Raw genomic sequence first — 20,540 nt, forward strand, 5'->3', positions numbered from 1 at the left:
GTTAAAAAACTAAATAAATAAAGACTACATAGGCTACAAACAGTAAGACTCCTTCATACCGATCAATACCATATTTTCGTGGAATATATGCAAACGGATAGAGAATAAAGGCAAATCCTAACATCCAAAAAATGTCTCTTGCTAATATTTGTGGTTCTATCACTGGAATTTCTGTAATGACTGATGTAATTCCTAATACAGAAGCAATGTTGAATATGTTGGAACCAATTAGGTTTCCTAAAGAGATGGCTTTTTCTTTTTTAACGGCTGCTATGATAGAAGCTGCCAATTCTGGGACACTGGTTCCAATAGCAATCATAGTGATAGAGATAACTCCTTCACTTACGCCCATATTTTGTGCTACGGCTTTGGCGCCATCAACTAAAAATTCTGATCCAAAGTATAAAGCTGCACCACCAATTGCTAACCAAGAGAAAATTTTTGAATACGAAATGGTTGCAGCTGCATCGTCTACTTCTTCAATGTCAATATCATCTTTGTTTTTTTGCGCTGAGCGAATTAAAATCACTAAAAACGTTACTAAACCAACAAGTAGAATGCCTCCTTCCCACCGTGCGAGTAAATTTTCTGTCCATAAAAAATAATAGATAATTAATGAAAACAACATCAATGCGGGCCAGGTAAGCTTGTAAAATGTATTGTTGACCGCCATGGGACCAATAATTGCCGTAATTCCTAGAACTAAACCAATATTAGCAATATTAGAGCCAATGACGTTATTGATAGCAATTGCTGGCGACTCGTTAATGGCAGCATTGATACTTACTAATAATTCTGGTGCAGACGTAGCAAAAGATACCACTGTGAGACCAATTACCATTTTTGATATGTTCAATTTAAAAGATAATCCTACTGATGCTCTGACAAGAAATTCTCCTCCTAAAACCAATAGTGCCAATCCTCCAAGTACATACAATATGTTTTCCATTAAAATATTTTTTTACGAAGATACTATTTCCTTTTACATGTGAAAGGTGAATTATATATGAGTGCCCTTTTATGGCATTCTTTGTTAAATAAACTATAATTTTAGTTAATTAACTATTTTTATAGTTGCATAACTGTTTTTTTAGTTTATATTTGTATTGAAATTAATTTCATATCACATTAACTTGTATTCAGTTATGCAAAAATTGACAAATAAAGAAGAAGAAATCATGCATATCATCTGGAAGCTTGAAAAAGCTTTTGTAAAAGATGTTATGGCAGAAATTAAAACGAAAAAACCTCATTATAACACATTGTCTACTATTGTGCGTAATTTGGAAGAAAAAGGATATGTAGGTCACAAAGCTTATGGAAATACACATCAATACTTTCCAGTTGTTACCAAAGAAGCCTATCGTAAAAAGTACATGGCTTCCGCCATTCAACATTATTTTAATGATTCTTATAAGAACGTAGTGTCCTTTTTTGCAAAAGAAGAAAAGATTAGCGTTGAAGATTTAAAAGAGATTATTAACCTTATAGAAAAAGAACAATAATGGAAGCGTTAGTTATGTATTTTTTAAAAAGTGCTGGAGTTTTGTTCCTGTTTTTAGGCGTTTACTTTTTGGTACTACGCGGAGAAACTTTTTTTAAAGAAAATCGTTTTTTCTTATTAATAGGAATGCTGATTTCCTTGGCTTTACCATTTTTAGTAATTACAAGGTATATTGAAATTCCTGCAATTACAGACGACCTCTCTGCTACATATATTTATGCCACTGGTGAAACACCAATAGCTGCTCCAGGGATTTCTTGGACAAGTCTTTTATTTTACACATACATAAGTGGTATTGTTTTCTTCTTTTGTAAATTTTTAGTGGAACTTTTCTCCTTATTTAGATTGCTTTGGACTTCGAATTTTGCAAAAAAAGAAGGTAAATTTATTTATATAGAAACCAATGCATCCTTCTCACCTTTTTCATTTTTTAATTACATCGTTTATAATCCTGAGCTGTATTCTAGTTCAGAGTTAGAAGCTATCTTAAAGCATGAACAAGCGCATAGCAGTCAATTTCATTCTATAGATGTCTTTTTATCAAAGTTGTACTGTATTTTCTTTTGGTTCAATCCTTTTGCATGGGTACACAAAAAATTTATGTTGCAAAATTTAGAGTTTTTAGCAGATAGTGCGGCTGTCAAACAAACTCCTTCTAAAAAAGAATATCAATTAACCTTATTAAAAGTGTCTGGAAATACATTTTGTCCTGCACTAACAAACAATTTTTATAATTCATTAATCAAAAAACGAATCGTTATGTTACAAAAAACAAAGTCTACACAAATAAATCGCTGGAAACAAGCGCTTATTGTACCGATGCTTATTGCTTTTGTATTTATGTTTAACACCGAAGTTGTTGCCAAAGAAATTACGACAACTACCGATACAAATATTATTGAAGCTGATGCAGGAGATTTAGTTGTGGTGATTACTAAAAACACTACAGTTGAAGAGTTGAAAGCATACAAGAAACTATTCAAATCTCAAAAAATCACTTTTGAATACAGCGATGTTAATTTTAATTCTAAAGGAGAAATTAGTGGAATTTCATTAGTGTTGAAAACAAAAAATAATGCTGCCAATGGAAAGTTTGAAACTAAAGATGACAAATCAATTTCAGATATTCACTTGGGAAAACGCGGTGATGAATTATTTGTGAAATCTAAAGGAGTTGACAAAATTATAAAAGACGCATACGTGTATACAGTAACTTCTGAATTCAAAGAAGATGGAGAAATAGAAGGTTCTAAAAACAAAAAAATTATTTTCAGAACGGGAGATAAAGGCAAAGTAAAAGTTTTGAATACCTGGACTGATAAAGATGACGTAAAAACCATCGATATTAGAAAAAAAGATGGTAAAGAAGTGATCATCATTAACGGAAAAGAATTATCGCCAGAAGAAATTATCGAAGAAGAAATAGAAATCAAAAAAAGTGATGGAGATAACAATGTATTTGTATACGCTTACTCTTCCGATGGAGATGATGATGATGATGAAAAAGAAGTAAAAGTAAAAGTTACCAAAAAATATGATAATAAGATTGTTTTAAATTCTTCTAATAGTAAAGAAAAACCATTAATCATTATTGATGGAAAAGAAGCTTCTTATGAAAAATTTACCAAGTTAGATCCTGATGACATAAAATCAGTATCTGTTTTAAAAGGAAAATCAGCAACAGAAATGCATGGAGAAAAAGGAGAAAATGGTGTCATTCTTATTGAAACAAAGAAAAAATAAGTCTCCATACCCAATCCACTATACATAAAAAAAGCAGCTGTTTACACAGCTGCTCTTCTTTTGTTATTTGCTTTTATAGCTTACTATAATGTTGTATTAGTGCTTACCGTAACAGTAACATCACCTTCTTCGATTAAAGTTCCATTACCTACACGCATACTATCTACTCTAAAAGTTGTAAAGTAGGTAGATGGTGTTTTAAACCATACATACACATGTTGGTCAGAACCAACATATTGTCCTGCAGTAATTCCTGTAGAGTGTAATATACTCGTTTTGGTGTTTCGTAATTTTAACAAAGGTGAACTGCTATTTGCATGGCAATATCCTACCCAAGTTATATCAATAATATCTGAAGAACCGTACGCATATCCTGTTGCATGTAAATGAAACATTTTATTATCAGTATCAACTCTATATGGTAACTTCATGTGAAATATTTGAGTTGTTCCATTCAGTGTGGTAAAAAACTTAACTATTCCTTTTCGTACACTTCCTACATTTGTTCCATCATTAACATCTAACGTAATGGCTCCAGTTTGTCCATTAACGCTGGTTACAGGTGCATGCAATTCTGCTGCACGTTTTGCTCCTTGTGGTGTTACAGCTCTACTGGTATCTGTTCCTGTATTTATTTCCGCAAGTGTTGCCAATTCTACTTTTCCTCTGGTAGAAATTGTGGCGTTTGGCACAGCCGTATTTACAATATGATTAGCTGTTTTTGGCGTAATGTACTTTGTATCGTTTGTAGTTAATGCTTCTGTTAAATTTGCTTTGTCTTGCCCTATATTGACTGCACTGTCAATAAGATCTCCAAATTCATCTTGTGTTGGACGATCTCCTGTTTCAAAATATGATTTTAGCTCTGTTCTATTTTTTTCTGCCATGATCTAATTTTTTATGTGTATTATTTTTTTAAACTCGCTTAAACTTTTAACTGTCATTGAAATAGCTTCCATTTAAGCGAGTTTTGAGATGAGTTATCTAATGGTAAATGTGGTACTGATGATCATATCTCCAATACCTCCAATATCAATCCAATTGTCTTCGTTTGGTATCGTTAATATGTTTTCTTTAGTACTTTGCATTCCTGATGTGTTTTGTGCCACAACTTTGAAATGGTGATATATCATGTTTCCGTTTACATCTTGTGTTGACAGACTGTGATCTTGTAAATCAGTATCTTCTAACAAGACAAAAACTTCTGCATCATTGGTGGTTACCTCATGAATTTTCACCCAGTTTCCTTGCGCATTCATTTTGAACAAGTGATAGGTTCCTCTATAACATGTTTTGTCCCACTGCAATGCTATTTGATCAATATCTCCATTTGCCGCAATTGGCTCAGAAATGTATTTTACTGTTGGTGCTGGCGGATTTGCCACCTCTACCATCATACTAGCTACAATTTTTGAAGCTTGTGATGGCGCATAATCTGTAACGATTTGTGGCGAATTGGTACCGTAATCAGCTTCTGAATATTCTATTTCTCTTGACACTGTCAATCGGTAGAACAATCCATCACCGTATGGTACTTCATCCAAGTCCGCAAAGTCATCATATACTTTCCATAATTCATTTCCTTGCAATCCTGCAGCATTTACATCAACGGAATCAACAAGCGTCATTGTACGAATAGATTGTGCATCTAATTTGTTGAACGCTCTGTAAATATTCACTTTTTTGATGTTTTGAATTTCTGGATAGGCATTAATTTCCAATTGAATTTGTGCTGGTGTTCCCGTAATAACATTTTCCAAAACTGGCATGATTCGCTTCACTTCTGGAGCTTCTGGAGCATTTGAAGTTACCAATTTGATTGGTCCTAATGCTTTACTAAATTCTCCTAGTTTCATTTGCGAACTTAATTCACGCGCTGCATAGAAGTAAATGTTATTTGATGTTCCATCCAAGTTAAAGTCTGTAAACTGTGTTGTGTGCGGACTTGTACTTGTGAATTTCATCATTGGTGCCATTTCAAATGCTGGATCTGTTGGTAATAATACACTACCATTTTCATCGCGCAACACTTGTTTTTTATTGACTAGTTTGTAATTTGGACCATTAATGTATGCATATACTACTGGCACTTCTGTCAGTGGTACAAACGCATTGAAAATAACTCCTTTTACAAAGCTTAATAATCGTGGATCTCCTACCGCAATGTTTCCTACATCTGTATTCGCTGCTAGCGGATCTGCTACAAATGGTGTTACTGGCTGCGGCGGAGGAAATTCCGTATTATTATTAATGCGATCAATGATATCATTTGCCCATTCAAATAACGCTACCTTATCAGGATTTGGAAATTTGTAATTATCTGGTGATACACCTACTGGTGGATACACTCGATAATCGCCTTCAGTTTGTAAGGTTGCAAAGTCTAAGAAATTTGCCCAACGATTTGCAAAATATTGCTCATTGTTTCCTCCCAGAACTTTGAGCGCTTCCCTGATTTCACGAACCGTTGCTTTTTCATACAATGCATTTAAAATTGCTTCATCATTGGCTCTGTAGAACAATACACCATGCGGTTTGTGCTGGTATTCTGTGGTGATAGTATATGTTGAACGTCCAAAGAAATCTGGGCGTGTTGCATATTTAGCACCATCTGGCTGTTCTGGTTGCATTGCTTCCACAATTTTTTGCGCAAACATGATTTTCGGAATACTGATATTCGAGTAAAACGGATTGTCAGTATCATGACTTCGTAATCCAATGATTGAATTGTGTACTTCTTCATCATCGCCTGGCAACAGGTTTGCAGCTGTTAAACCATAGGATTGATTTTTATATAAGTACACTTTGTATCCTGGATAGAAGTTTACCGAAACATTTACACCAATCTGAATAGGATCATAACTTGTATCGTTTGAGAATATAGGATCAAAAGCTAGTACTTGTACATCGCTTGGCGTTCCTGTATCTCCTAGATTGACAATGTTGAGAATTTTTGCCACTTTTAAGACTTTTCGCTTTCCCTCTAAATTGCCTTCAGTGTGTACACGAACAATTCCTCGATACCATTCTACAGAATCACTGTTAGTACTGTACTGCGGATGTTGATCGAGTACAATGCCATGAAATGTAATATTGTACATTCCTTTGTGTCCCATAATTGGATCGCCATTTGCATCTAACTCGATAACTTCATCTACTTTGGTTATTGTGGTATGATTGTTTGCTGAATCAGACCAAATTCCACGTGTTTTTTCCAAGTGACGTTCTAATTCGCCATCATCACCTTGTATCATGACAACTTCTCGGTGAATTTGATCGAATGTATCTGATTTCACTTTTAAAGGTTGTGGATTTGGTGTTCCCCAACTTGCTGGTGTTTGCATGTTTTCAATTGCCATAAAAATACCATCATTTGTAATTTCAATGGCTTGTAATTCGTCTGCATCTGGAGCTGGAATATCATCTACCAATGCATCACTGATTTCTTTTTTATATACTTTGAATTGTGGAAAACCAGCAGTTTGAATTACTTCATGAATAATGTGTTGTTGTTCTCCAATAATGAATACACCACCTTCATAATTAGATTCTAAACCATTTAGAATTGTTGGCGTTAATGCCTGATCAATACTTGCCAAATAATATTCATCAACCGTAACGATAGATACCAAATTATTAGCAGGATCGTCTTCTACATTGATGACTTGCCCTCTGATATTGTTTGGCATTTCATTTCTAAAAAAGATATCAATATCTTCGGCATAAATTTCATCTGCATCATCAAAAATAGACGTTGTATCGCTCACCAACTGTGCATCAGTAATGGCAGAATCTTCAGGCACAGAATAGTCGATCAATTCTTGATACGAATGGTAATCAAAGGAGATTCTAACCAACGTTTTATCACTATCGGTAATGGCATTGTAACGCGCTTGCTCTTCGGCAGAAGTTAACAAAAGTGGTTGTTCTTTCTGAATAAGATGCGGCTGAATATTTGACGGCGGTAATAACGGATTTGTTGGTTGTAATTCTGTAACGATTGATACTTCTATTGGACTTGTCGTTGCTCTAGAGAACCAATTAATTCCGTAAGAACCATAGTAATGTGTTCCGCTAATAATTTGCTTATGCACAAAGATTGGTTGTCCAACTTCTGGTACGGTAATTGGAAACGCTTCATAACGTTCTGTTGCATTTGAAACTGTTGAATCGAGGTGTAAGTAACGTTTGTCATGCGAGATTTCTGGTTTCTCCCAAACACCAGGATCTGGCTGATTTGTTCGTTGCTTTCTGTATTCTAATCCTGCATAGATTGGAATCGTGTATTCCTTTGCTTCAAACTCTGTACTTTGCACTTAGAATGGCGGATTGTATACATCTTCTGGAATTTGATTTGCATATAGCGTTACATAACGTTTTTTACCATCATGAGTGTATCCATCAACATCAGTAATGCTTGAAGGTTCGCTAGTTTCCGTTCCAAAATATGCTCCCGGAATTACTTCATCTAATGCAATTGGTAATGGCAAACGTTCATCAGAAGTCGCTGTTGGCAAGCTCATACTTAAATGTTGTACTTCACGAGCTCCTTGTCCATCTTCCAAATCGCCAAACGTAACATATTCTGCAATGTATACAAATTCACCTTGTTGTACTTGCGCAGCTGTGTCTAAGAATCCTAACCCTAACATACGCGCCATGTGATAGTCATACGAAGCGATGTTTAACATGTCAAGATTTGAAACTTCCATAACATCATCCTCTCCTTCTACAACAATGTTTTCATCTACAGGAATTTCTTCAATGGCTTTCGGATTGTTGATATCATCACTTAATTGAATATATTTTTCAACAACTTGCTTTAAGTTTCTATCATGAATATCCGCCTCCACTACATTCCATTTATCTACATAATTTGCAATATTTACGGTAGCGTCATCATTAAATCTTGGCCAATTTCCGTTTACCAATCCTACAGATGGTTCTAATTGTTCTAAAGCTGTAGTATCATCCAGTGTTAATGCATAACTTCCCATTTGGGTCCACGCTTGGCTTTCGTTGGCATTTTCAATGAAATCACCATATAATTCTACACGGATTTCTGTCAAATATGTATTTGTTCCAATACATCTGAATGAACGTCCATTTTCACATAAGAGTCGTACATTTTGCAATGCTGTTCCTGCAAATGTTTTTCTATTGGTTGCCTTTTTCAGTGCGATCAATGTGTTTGTAGACACTGAAAGTGTTTCTGTTTGTAATGAACTACCAGAAGCTGATGAACTTAGTTTTGCTTCTACCGCAAAGAATAAGTGTCGTTTGCTTTCTACTTCTACCAATTCGTCACCATAGTTTTGCATGAATCCTAATGAATTCGTAGCAGGATTGACCACCGAACGGACTTGTGTATATTTTACTTGATCTCTAAAATATACATGGAAATTTTTCCCTTCAATATTGTAAATCCATAAAGCATTTGCATCATCTACAATGTTTGGCGCTGTTGCAAAGTCAATTGTTTGTGCCACTTTCGTATATGGCGTTCTATACACACGTACAAAATCGTCTTCTTTGTTGAAGTTGTTCGTATTTCCCGCGTAGTTTCCTTTTGGCAAGTGCTTCTCCCCTAAAGCTCCTGAGAAAACCCAGCGTGTATGAATTCCTTCTGCGCTACCATCATTCCCTGTTGATCCGGCAGCTTGTAAATAGAAATTAGGTGACTGAATTACGGTATGTTCATTTGGTGGAATTGAGGTTGTATTGCAATTCTCACTACAGTAATCTCTGCGCTCAGCAGCTATATCTGTTACATTAATAGAAGTGTTTTGAAATGTATATGATAAATCACCAAGCGTTGGTGCAAAATCGGCAGTTGTAAACGTTTCTTGTGCATACGGAGTTGCTGCAACATTTTCAGAGATACAGTTTTGTAATTCTAAATTAGTTTTTGCTAAATATGCTGAATTTGTGTCCACAATTCCTCCAACTAAATATAGTTGTTGGTTTGCATCATTTACTAATTGACTAATACTATTTTTGCTATCAAAATCAAGCTTTCTTCGCCATAGTTCGTTTAATTGACCATCAAACTTTAGTACTTCAGCAGCACGATCCGAAGTATAGTTTGCAATACAATAGAATGCACCGTTTTCACCATCTACTAATCGTACAGAAGGACTTAATTTATCGGTAGTAGCACCTAAATTTGTTGTTTTTACACTGTATGAATTTAGTCCATTGTTAAATCTACTAATAAATAGTTTGTTTGTATTGTCCTGAATACCAGCCACTATATAGTTCTCTGATGTTACGGATGTTGCTATTGCGCCTGTTGTATACAGGTACGAGCCATTTCCTAAGCGTTTTCCCCAACTAAGTCCTAAGTTATCATTGAATGATAAAACGATGCCGTGGCGGATTGTTTGACCACTTGGCGTTGTCGCTGAACCTAAAATTGTAAATCCGAAAGGTGTCGTTACAACTCCCATGATTTGCTCATCAGAAACACCTACTACTTTTCTAGAAGTTATCATGTTTCCGTTTTCATCAAGTTTATACAACTCCATATCGTCAGTAGTACCAAATTGATTGAACCAAGCTGTGATTAGATATTTTTGCGAACCATTTGTGTTTTCAAGAGCCTTAATTCCTGTGCTGAATCGCGTATTTGGAGAGTAAAGCAATTTAGACCATACAATATTTCCTGTGATGTCGATTCTGAAAACTACTAAGTGTACTCTATTGGTTTGGCCTGTCGCATAATGTCCAAGCACAATAGCACTTTGTCCATCTGGACATGCAGCCACAGAAGATAATCCTAGGCTTCTTTCTACTAAGACTAGATGTTTTCGCCATACAACTTCTCCATTGTCTGTTAATAAGGTAACAACGCCTCCATTTCCATTTCCGCCCACGATAATTATACGGTTGCTTCCAAGCTTGCATACAGAACTGTTTCCATCAAATGCACCATTACTTCTGAATGCACTTGTAAAGTAACAATCACTTGAAATATAGAATTCTACTGGTGCTACTTGTGAACTTTGCGTTCCATTGAGTGTAAATCTCGTTTCTGCAATTTCTTCTGTAGTTGTTGATTGTAAAATAGATGTATATGTTCCATCATTATTATCAACCGCTGGTGTAATGGTTCCTGCACTTGTTGTTATATCTACATCAGCGCCACCAACAGTGATATTATTTCCATCTGCGTCTTTGAGTTGTACTGTAATTGTTGACGTATTGTTTCCATCAGCTGGAATTGCTGTAGGATTCGCCATAATCATACTGTTTTCCAAATCTGGTTCTGGAGTTGCCAAACATACATCGGTAACTTCATTGTTATTTTCAATAACTTCTACAGCTTCATGCGATTGTTGTCCAAGAGGTACAGCTTCAAAGGCAAAACTTCCTGTTTCACGAATTAGATTTTCTTTTATGAGTGTAGAATTGTTATTTTGATTTACACGAATACAAGTATTTTGATTTAATTCCTTATCTGCCTTTACAATGGATTGATCATCCCAAACATCATTGTCATATCCAACTCCAAAAGGAATAAACATCAATGCATTGTTACGCGCATAAAAAATTCGTGGATTCAAGTTCATTTTGTCAATTGTTTTTGACCATTGCATTGCTCTATTAAAACCAAATTTTTGAACTACCGCTGAACTCGGTGTTGTTGTTCTATCTACATTTAGACGATAATATCCATCATCTATATTGAATAGTTCAGAACTGTAATTGCCATCATCAAACCACATAGCGCTAGTAGCCTGTGGAAATGTGCTAGTGTATGGAAATGATAAGAAAAAAACTCTGTCTCCTATGTTTCCTGAGCTCAATAGTGTTCCGTTATTTTCAAATCCTGAAGTTCCAACTGCATATGGTCCTGACGGTACAAATACAGTAGAGTATTCTACATTTTCTGTAGCCACTAAGTCTCCATTTAGTTTTGCAAGTGATACAACACCGCGGCTTCCGCTTGGAAATGTACTTCCATTTCCAATCACAACTGCCTGTCCGCTATCATCCGTTACTACATCTTGCACACTTCTTGAAGAAGTTTCTTCTACACTTTTAAGAACGTTTCCGTTATCATCTACTGTGAAGAACAGGTTGTTGGCCCAAACCAAATAGTTTGGACCATTTGGTTTGAGTTCAACTTTGTGTGAGTCATAGATATTTGGCTCATGTTCGTATGTTTTGAACCAGATCATATTATCATCACTGTCTAATTTTATGATACAATATTTATCGCTTTGCTCTGTATTGATATTATGATAATATCCTACTATCAAACGATCTCCATTAGCTGTTTGCACAATACTTTTTAGAAACCCATAACTTATTTCTCCGTTTGCGTATGTTTTTACAGAGATAAGTTCTAAGTTACTATCCGTTTTTATAAGTGTTAATTTATTTGTACTCACAAATGATCTCGTGCCCCAGTAGAAAAATCCATCGACTTCTCCTATGAAGCTTACAAAAGCATAGCTATTGTTTACTTTGATTTTCTTTATAAAAAAGTCATTACTTAATGCCATCTTATTATTTTTTTAACTGTCAATTTTATTTTTTGTTACTGAGCTAGCACGATGTCTTCGGCTCTTGCTGTGTAATCAATTATATATTTATTTACCTCCCAAATGAGGTATCTGAATTTGAAGCTTAGCCTTGCTGCATTGATTTGCTTGCTGTCATGCATAATGATTGCTTGCGAATAGTCTTTTGAATATAGCACTTTGTATGCATCATCATCTTGATCTGTAGCTTTATCAAATACGCGTATTGCACCTCTGTGTCCAACCGTACTTCCATCTTCAAATATTTCTTCTTCTCCATTAATTTGTGCAATTGGAATTTTTGGAATATTGAACGGTTCTGGATTACGGATTAAGATTGCTATTACATTTCCATCACCATCAAGAATTTTGTTGAATTCTGTGTTTACTGGTGGATCTAATGGTGTCATTCCTAACACACCTTCTAACAATCTGTCAAATACATCTAGATATTGCGTTTCTATGGCATCACTATTTGCATCTGGGTTTTCGTCTACAATATTGTATGCTGTTGTAATATCAGCTGGTGTTAGATTTGGAAGTTCCACATTAAAGACTGCTTGTCTATTATTCGCTGGATCATCCTCATCTACCAACATATAGCTGTTTACTTGTGCTTCAAAGTTTTGATAACGTGACGTTTGGAATACGTAATTGTGTACTTGTTGACTTGAAACGACATCTTCTTCTGCTTCAAACGCATTGTAAACTAACGCTGTATACAGTTTTAGAGGTTTCAAATTCGTCAAGGTTACAGAGTATGCATAGCTTTGTGGCTGAATTGCATTTCCTATGGTAAACGTACACTCGATTGCCTCATCATTTTCGTTGATGTAATCAATGAAATTGTTTAGCATTCTGATATTCAACGGAATTCTAGGATCGTTATCATCAATCCATGGTACGCCGCCTTCTCCATTTCCTTCTGGTAATGGCACCGTTTCTTCATTGTAATCGATTGGTAACGGATATGGAATTGTTACATTACTTACTGGATCTTTGATGGCAATATGCATCGAACCTGTTATTGGATCGGAACCTAAGTATCCTTCCCAAGAACGCAGCATATGGTACGCTAACGGTTTTGTAAAGTATAGCGTAATTCTACATTGCTCTTGTCCATAGAATACTGGTTTTGCTTGCAATAAACTTCCATCTGCATTTGGATACGATTTGTCATAGTCTATGTACTGACGTAACGATGTTAATGGATATGAATCTGGATTTGTAAGTTTTCCTGATATACTTGGATTTCCATTGCTATCTGCACGGTTGATGATATTATTATTTTCATCATATTCGTTTCCATAGGTGACACCATATGCATCGTGGAAGTGTCCAATTGGGCCTGCCGTTTTGAATCCGTAGTAGTAATCGAATACTCCTGCGTTTTCACCGTTGTCTACTTCATCTTTTAATTGATAGTGAACATAGAACGTTGAGTTTGGTCTCCAGATAGGTTGTGCAGTTCTTTGCACTGCTTCTTCCATATCTTCTTGCTCTTGCTCAATAGCGTCCATTCCTGGAATTGTTTGATTGTATTCGTGTTGCTCAATAGATAACCAACATACTTCTTGTACAGATGTGTTACATACTTGCGGATCTTCATCTGTTCCTCCACCAGAACAACCACAATCTCCTGCTTCTTCCAAAAGTCTAATTAATTCTACAGCAGAAGCATTTAAATCTCTAAATCGAAGTATTTGCTCATGATGTCCAACTAAACCTTTTATTCTGTTTAGTATGACAACATAGTTATCATATTCTGTTGATACAGCAGCAGGCAATGTTACACCTGGCACATTTGCTAAGTCTTTGATTACTTGTCTGAATGCATCAAAACAATCGATATTGGCATCTACTTGCTCGCTTGTTTCTGTATTTAAGAAACACTCGTTGTATAAACGAACCAATTCGTCATACGCAGCACAGATGATAGGATCTTTTTTACAATCTCCAGCACACTGGCAGTCACCAAGTTCATAGATTTTGTCTAAAATGATATTTGCATATTCAAGTGCTCCATCTAACGTTGGTGGTCTTGCTACTTCTGGATATCTGATTAAAGCATTTATATCAGTAGATAATTCTACTAATAACCCATATTGTGAATTTTGAGCATCAAAGAGTTCAATACTGTCAATCATTTTTAAGAAACAAGCCCAATTATCGTTGAACAAGTCTTTGGCATTGTAATCAATACAGGCAAATAATGCTTCTTTTAAGAATGTATGGAATTCGCAAAGCACTTCCTCTTTATTACAATCTCCACCTCCATCATCGACTGGACAGAATTCTTTTTCTAATTGCAAGTTTTGCTCTAAAGTTCTAATCTCACTAATGACTACAGGTTGTATTCTGGCATTGTCAATTAATGTATTGTTTTTAACGAATGTGAATAATCGCTTTTCTAATTGTGTTGTTTTCACTTCTTTCTTCGTCACACAACTTGACAACTCGTCTTTTAATACTGCTAAGTATTCATTTGTAACCAATGTATAGTTCTTTTGCTCACCATCGAAGTGGATATCTTTGATACCAGCAATTGGTGTTGGCGTATTAAAATCGAACGTAGCATCAATAGCTAAACTTTCATCATTTTGAATAGCAATTCTGTAGATTGGAGCTGCATTGTTGGCTACAATTACACTATTTGATACGTCTGAACCTGTAAGTTTCCAATTTCTGAATATTGGTAATTTACGCGAACTAATTTCCTTAAATTCTTTATCGTTATAAGGAATGTATGTGATGGTAGATTCTGAAGCAGTGATATTGTCAAGAATAAAGTATAATCTATCTTCATGCATGAGCATATCTGTAATTTCAACCTGTGATTTACTGTTGATCAAATAGTTGAATTTCAACTGTAAATTGGCATCAAAATGTACTATTATTGTGCTGTGCGGAAGTGGGGAACTTGTAGATCTTCTACGAATTCCAATCATCAATCCTCCTTCCGGATCTAAACAGCTAGCACCAACTTCATACCAGTATTTTCTACCGTTGTTTAATCCTGTTTGATTGATAACATCACCATTTTCATTGATCTCCAATACGTATAAACGATCTCTTGTACTCGATAGACAAGTAATAAAGAATGTTCTCTTATTCGTTTTTACAACAGACATTCTATATTCATCTAAAGCTTGCTCACAAGTAAAGTAACGTTGCCACAGAATGTTTCCGTTTGTATCAACTTTTAAATAGTATAACCTATTAGAATATCCTCTACCAATGATTAGTAAATTTCCATCTGAAAGTTCTTCAATTTCTTTGAATCGAACTGGTTTTGAACCATCAATGTAATACGCTTTACTGAATACAACTTTTCCTAAAGCGTTGAGTTTTGTCAACACACCATCATTGTAGTTAGATCCTGCCACATTTACAGATGGATATCCAACTGCATAGAAATTACCTCCGATATATTTCATTTTTGAATACCAATTCACACGTTGTGAGTTCGTCTCTGGATGGAAGTATTTGTAAGCGTTAAAAATCGTATTTGAAACACTGATTGCATTTGTATTTAACACAACACTTTTTACACCTGCTGATGCAACTGGTTGTAATTCAGTTTTTGTTTTACCGCAACCTTCTTCTCCAATGATCATAGTACTGGATGCCAGTAATGATTTTAATGCTGCAATTTCATTATCACATTCTTTTTGTGTTTTGAAGTATTCAATACGTCTTGCAATTACTTCACCTCTGTTGTCAACAATATTGAAGTAATATCTTCTGTCCACTGTTTCTTTAACAACAATGCTATCTTTTTCATTTAGAATAGCCGCCACTGATATTTTTAATTCATTAATAGCCGCTTCTTTTGAATAATAGCGTGTACTACTACTTAGTACAATTTCGCATTGCTCATTGTATACTCTGAATCGATATTCATCGATTCCATCGTTATCGATTTCATTGTAAATTTCTGCTACAATTTGCTTTTTAGGCGTTGTATTGGCTTGTACTGAACAACCTTCTGCTTCTAACTGTGCTAATTCTGCTTGCAATTCTTCTAATTGTGCTTGTTGTGCCGCTGTTAGTGGAATAATTTGTCCTGTTTCACTATCATAGGTTGCTTCTTGCAATTCTGCAATTTGCTCACGTACCGCACGAATTAAATGCGCATTGGCAGATTTTGGTGTCACTGTAATTTTTGATGTTAATTCATCTTCATTTGTATATGTGACAACGCTGTTTAATTCTAATTTTGTTTTATATACTTCTTCAATTAACTCATATTGAGGTGTACTTGTCGTATCACTTAAGATTGTCTTGTAATAACGAATTGTAACACCTTCTGCATAGGTTGTTAACTTCAACTTTGTAGTGACTGAAGCTTCTGGTAAAATGATGATTAATCGGTCTGCATTACTAAATTGTAATGATTTTGCAAAATCATGATTGTTTTCTACGTCTGTCACTTCCAAACAACCTACAGCTACTGGCTCATTAGATGAAATTAGTAAGGTTTCAGTACTTCTTATTGGTGCTGCAAAAGAAGATCCACCTGTACTACCGTAATGTCTGCTTAAGTATAAGGTGCTAAAGATTTGTGCATTTGCTCCAGAAGAAGCAAATTCATAATCAGATTTTACACGAACTGAAACATTCAAGTTTTCTGCATCCACAGACACATTTGTAAACTCAAAGCTCGTTAATGGTTCGCTATTTTTATCAAATAATAAAGTATTAATAGCAGTTAAGTAGGTTTCTGCAAGTGCTACTAAATTCGTGGCAATACCATCTGCTTGCGTATAAATAAGAGCAGTATTTGTTCCTAAATTAGGATAAGAGTTTGAACCATTTATTAAGGCACGCATACGATCAAGGTAAACTGTATCAATATTTTCTCCATTCGTAGCATGAACTAATGGAATAGACCAATTCATGTCTTGCACATAAATTGTTTGTTCCAAATCACCTGTTCCCTCTTCAATAGAGTAATAAGCACCATCAATATAATGACCTACATATCCATTTGGTCTGTAATATTTAGTTCCTAATGGTTTTTCTAAGAAATCAGAACAATCGCCTGTATGTTCTGTAGAAACACAGTATAATTCAGATGGTGTAAATCCGTATTCCTCAGGAATAAACCAACCTGGCTCACCGGCTTCCATGTACGAGAATGGATTTGTAGCTAACAATCGGATAGAATCATATTGCTCTCCATTTCGTTGCCTGTATCCAATAGGCAAATGATCCAGACTGTCTCTTTGATCTGTTGGCACAACTGCTTTGAATGGATGGTAAGGTTTCCAAGTGTTTCCATCTGCCATGTAAATACCAATGTTTTCAATTGAGTATTTGTGTTTTACTTGCCGTAATTCGTGTCCACCACGCACTACTTTATTTGGCGGAATTAAATCTGTAAAGTTTTTAGCAGCTCCTGTATGACCTCCAATTTTGTCTGATATTGCTCCAGGCACTAAACCTTTCATTGCTTTGAAGTCGATATAGGTATCTAAAGGAATAACTTTATCAATATTACTCGCAACTGGCACGTTCGGGAAGTAATTCAACTCAAACGTTTCATTTGTTAACATGTGTACACCTTGTACTGCTTCTTTGGTTCTGTCTGGATAGTTTGGATTACTTCCGTCAGATAAAGCTGGAATTGGCGTTCTGTCCACTTCTTTGTTTTTTTCCCACTTCAGTTTTACTTTGAACGTTTTACAGATTTTCACAATGATTCTGATACATACACGTACTCTAATTTGCGCAAATAGTAAGAATGGTTTTGCTGCTTCTGCAGATAAAATTGCATCAAGGCTCACTCGGAATCCAACAATCTTCCATACACTGATTTTGATAGTTCCTCCAAAGGCAATGTAACCTCCTAATTGGAATCGTTCAAAGCTTATAAAGCCTCCAACTTCTACATACGCACTAATTTCGACTTTGATACCAAAGAAGTTTTTTTTCAATGATAAATCGACTCTTGCTCCAGCTTCAATTCCTCGTGCAGAAAGCATTAAGAATGATTGAGCTGTGATGATGGTTAAGACTCGTGCTGAGATTGGTGATTGCTTTGTACCGAAGTTTAGATACCAAGCTGACGGATTGTTAAAGAAGAATCCTGCTTGTACTTCTGCGTATAGATCGATAATCCAACCGTTTGATTTTGGCAATTGATAATCGGCTCCAAACCAGAATTCGAATGAATCGTCTCCAACAGCAACACCTGCAAAGAATGGTGGTTCTGTGTCATCTAAGATTCCTAAACGTTCTCCAAGTACATTGGCTCTACCATCTAAGATAAATACCGATGGTAAGGATAATATTGCCATGAGTCGCGTAGAGAATAAGAATCCATCATCATGCATGGTTCCTAGTACTGTTCCTGCTCCAACGGCAACTGGCAAATTGTATTGATTGGTTCGTGGTGGCCCACTGAATTTGTCAATATTTACGCCTCGTTTTGGATAGGTGTAGTAGTCATACCAAGTATCTTCACCTGATACCAGCCCGATCGCTTCTTTTTCGGCAACGTATTTGTATCCGAGCAACCCTCCAAATCCGTAGAATGCTAGTCCTGTTGCTGCCAATGGAATCGGCGTTGGCATTTCAATTCCTGCTTCTATGATGAATGCAGGTTCTTTTGGTTGCAAACGCATGTGTGCCGCTCCACTGATTCTTGCTTTTGGAAGTTTTAATCCAATTTTCCCTTCGTATTCAGGAGATTCTCCTGGTTCAGGAATTGATAACATTCCGTTGATGATTGCTAAGGCAGAATCTGGATCCGCAGTTCCTGGAATGATTAAATCTACTTCAATAGTTTGAATGCGCAAGAAACTGTGTCCATCACCTCCATGTTCATCATTATCGGTTGTGTAGTAGTATTTGATTCCTTCTCCACGTGCATCAATTCCTAATGGATCTAAACTGATGGCACCATCAAATCCCCAATAGTTGTATTTACGCATGACACCATTGTGCTCTTGTTGATGCGATCCGAAGTGAATTCCAGTTACGGCAATTTCAATTGGTCCAAGGTTCAATGAGATATTTGTTGGAATAAACGCATTTCCTCCAACAATTTCGATAGATCCATCTTCGTACACACGTAGTTTAGGAATCACAATTTTTTGATCGCCTAATACGCGTTGCATAATCGCATTTTGGAACGAGATTTCGCAAGATGTACCTACATAAAAGTTGTCATCTTCTCTTCCTAACTCTAATGTTAGAAAGTTAATTGTCATAAAATCAAATAGATTTAATGGAATTCCTTGTGGTTCAGAGGCTGTAAGATTAAAGTCGCCTTCTTCATTTAAGTGACCATTGATTTCAATAAGTGCTTCATTACCGTCTCCGTCTTTTAGTTTTGGAATTTTTAAGCGTCCCGCAATATTAGATTCTATGATCGAATTTTGCTTGAACGTTATGTCAAAGTTTTTGAAACCAAGTTCCCAATTACCAATATTTACTGGCATGTAATCGTCGTTTGTATTTGGTGTTCCGTTTACAGTTTCTAAGGCAACTGTTCCTGAAACGCCTCCTGTACCAATAAGCATGTTGTAACCAGCTATTCTTAATGTAGAGTTATCAACATTATTGAACCATTTATTTGGTAATGTAATTGCGGCTAATTCAGCGTATACTCCACGAAAATCATCTGATCTTCCATCTGCTGTTGCTTCTGGAATGTTTCTGTCTTTTCGCAGATCTAACTTTAAGTTAGAAAATTCTACTTGCAATCCTGTTTTTCCTATTTCAGAGCGCTTGAAGTCGAAACTATCTTCGTTAAAAAATTCGAATCCTTTTTTACTTGAAATTTTAAATCGACCTACATTATAAATCAATCTTGAATGATAAGGTTCTGGCAGTACTTCTCCAATTTCAATCGTTGCTGGATCTACATCAGGATAATCTGTTGCACCTGTATAAATAGGTCTTAACCATTTTCTAGGAAATTGTAACGCAAGATCAATATCTGTAATTTCAAAATTGAATTGCGGTATAAGTATTTGATAGAAATCTTCTTTTTCTAATCTTCCAAAATAACGATCAAACAAGGCTTTTACTCTACCATATAATTCGTCAAATGAAAATCCTGCATCGTTTAAAAATAGAGTTACAACAATATCTATAATTTCATAGTTGTTTTGACCTACAAAATCCATAATTTCATTAGTACTCACTAGCAAATCTTGATCATCTGTCAACCCTAGAGTTTCAGAAAACTCATTGTTAAATTGATTTACAAACTCTCCGATTCCGCCACCTTCAGGTATAAAGGTTTCAATTGCATCTAGTAAAAAAGCTTCTTTTGTAGTTCCAGCTATTTCAAATAAAATTTCAACAATAGAATTGATAGCATTATCAAAGCTATTGAAGCTAAATTGATTTTTGTATCGGATAATTGTCCAATAGTAATTTAATACAATTGGAATTTCTATACTGTTTTCAACATTTCCTGGATTTAGTAATAGTTTCAATCCATCAGTTCCTGGAAAAGAGATTCCGACATCTTCAAAAATAATTGCGGTAAGACGATATTCACCAAACTCTCTATAAAATGTTTTGTGAACTACAAAATCTTTAAAGTATATATGTTCCAGAATGGTATCTAAGCCTTCTTCTACGAAACTCAAACTTGCAGGAAGATTATCAAAAGATATGAGATCTTTTACACTAGGATAAAATATGTTATTATTTTCCGGCATAATTTATATTATTTATGAACAGTTTTTAATGGAAAAAATGTTCTTAGTTATTGTGATACGCATAGTGCGTAGTTTTGTGTGTTT

Annotated in this window: 7 protein-coding genes; 2 read left to right on the top strand and 5 right to left on the bottom strand. The window is 35.4% G+C overall.

What is annotated here, in order from left to right; genetic code table 11:
- Nucleotide 1 precedes the first annotated feature (1 nt).
- Nucleotides 2-949, bottom strand: a complete 948-nt coding sequence (locus MK119_RS11510) for a calcium/sodium antiporter (protein WP_290678645.1) — start codon at nt 947-949, stop codon at nt 2-4.
- 196 nt (nt 950-1,145) lie between these two features.
- On the opposite strand from MK119_RS11510, the gene MK119_RS11515 reads away from it, so the two are divergent.
- Nucleotides 1,146-1,505 (top strand): BlaI/MecI/CopY family transcriptional regulator, encoded by a 360-nt coding sequence (locus MK119_RS11515; RefSeq protein WP_290678648.1) that lies wholly within the window; start codon nt 1,146-1,148, stop codon nt 1,503-1,505.
- Nucleotides 1,505-3,247, top strand: coding sequence for a M56 family metallopeptidase (locus tag MK119_RS11520; RefSeq protein WP_290678651.1), 1,743 nt, complete (start codon nt 1,505-1,507; stop codon nt 3,245-3,247). Before MK119_RS11515 ends, MK119_RS11520 begins: the two co-directional genes overlap by 1 nt.
- Nucleotides 3,248-3,330: 83 nt before the next feature.
- Here MK119_RS11520 and MK119_RS11525 read toward each other — a convergent pair whose 3' ends face one another.
- The 4 genes from MK119_RS11525 to MK119_RS11540 all read right to left on the bottom strand — a co-directional run bounded on the left by MK119_RS11525 (nt 3,331) and on the right by MK119_RS11540 (nt 20,456).
- Nucleotides 3,331-4,134, bottom strand: a complete 804-nt coding sequence (locus MK119_RS11525; RefSeq protein WP_290678654.1) for a hypothetical protein — start codon at nt 4,132-4,134, stop codon at nt 3,331-3,333.
- Between the two features lie 93 nt (nt 4,135-4,227).
- The gene (locus tag MK119_RS11530; protein ID WP_290678657.1) at nt 4,228-7,563 is read right to left on the bottom strand and encodes a hypothetical protein; all 3,336 of its coding nucleotides are present in this window, start codon (nt 7,561-7,563) and stop codon (nt 4,228-4,230) included.
- Nucleotides 7,564-11,757 (bottom strand): Ig-like domain-containing protein, encoded by a 4,194-nt coding sequence (locus tag MK119_RS11535; RefSeq protein ID WP_290678660.1) that lies wholly within the window; start codon nt 11,755-11,757, stop codon nt 7,564-7,566. It lies immediately after the preceding gene.
- 35 nt (nt 11,758-11,792) lie between these two features.
- Nucleotides 11,793-20,456, bottom strand: a complete 8,664-nt coding sequence (locus MK119_RS11540) for a hypothetical protein (protein ID WP_290678663.1) — start codon at nt 20,454-20,456, stop codon at nt 11,793-11,795.
- Nucleotides 20,457-20,540: the final 84 nt, after the last annotated feature.

This window comes from Kordia sp. (assembly GCF_022447245.1).
Lineage (GTDB): Bacteria > Bacteroidota > Bacteroidia > Flavobacteriales > Flavobacteriaceae > Kordia.

Coding starts and splice junctions, on each gene's coding strand:
- MK119_RS11515 (WP_290678648.1), top strand. CDS start 1,146: ATGCAAAAATTGACAAATAAAGAAGAAGAAATCATGCATATCATCTGG.
- MK119_RS11535 (WP_290678660.1), bottom strand. CDS start 11,757: ATGGCATTAAGTAATGACTTTTTTATAAAGAAAATCAAAGTAAACAAT.
- MK119_RS11525 (WP_290678654.1), bottom strand. CDS start 4,134: ATGGCAGAAAAAAATAGAACAGAGCTAAAATCATATTTTGAAACAGGA.
- MK119_RS11520 (WP_290678651.1), top strand. CDS start 1,505: ATGGAAGCGTTAGTTATGTATTTTTTAAAAAGTGCTGGAGTTTTGTTC.
- MK119_RS11540 (WP_290678663.1), bottom strand. CDS start 20,456: ATGCCGGAAAATAATAACATATTTTATCCTAGTGTAAAAGATCTCATA.
- MK119_RS11510 (WP_290678645.1), bottom strand. CDS start 949: ATGGAAAACATATTGTATGTACTTGGAGGATTGGCACTATTGGTTTTA.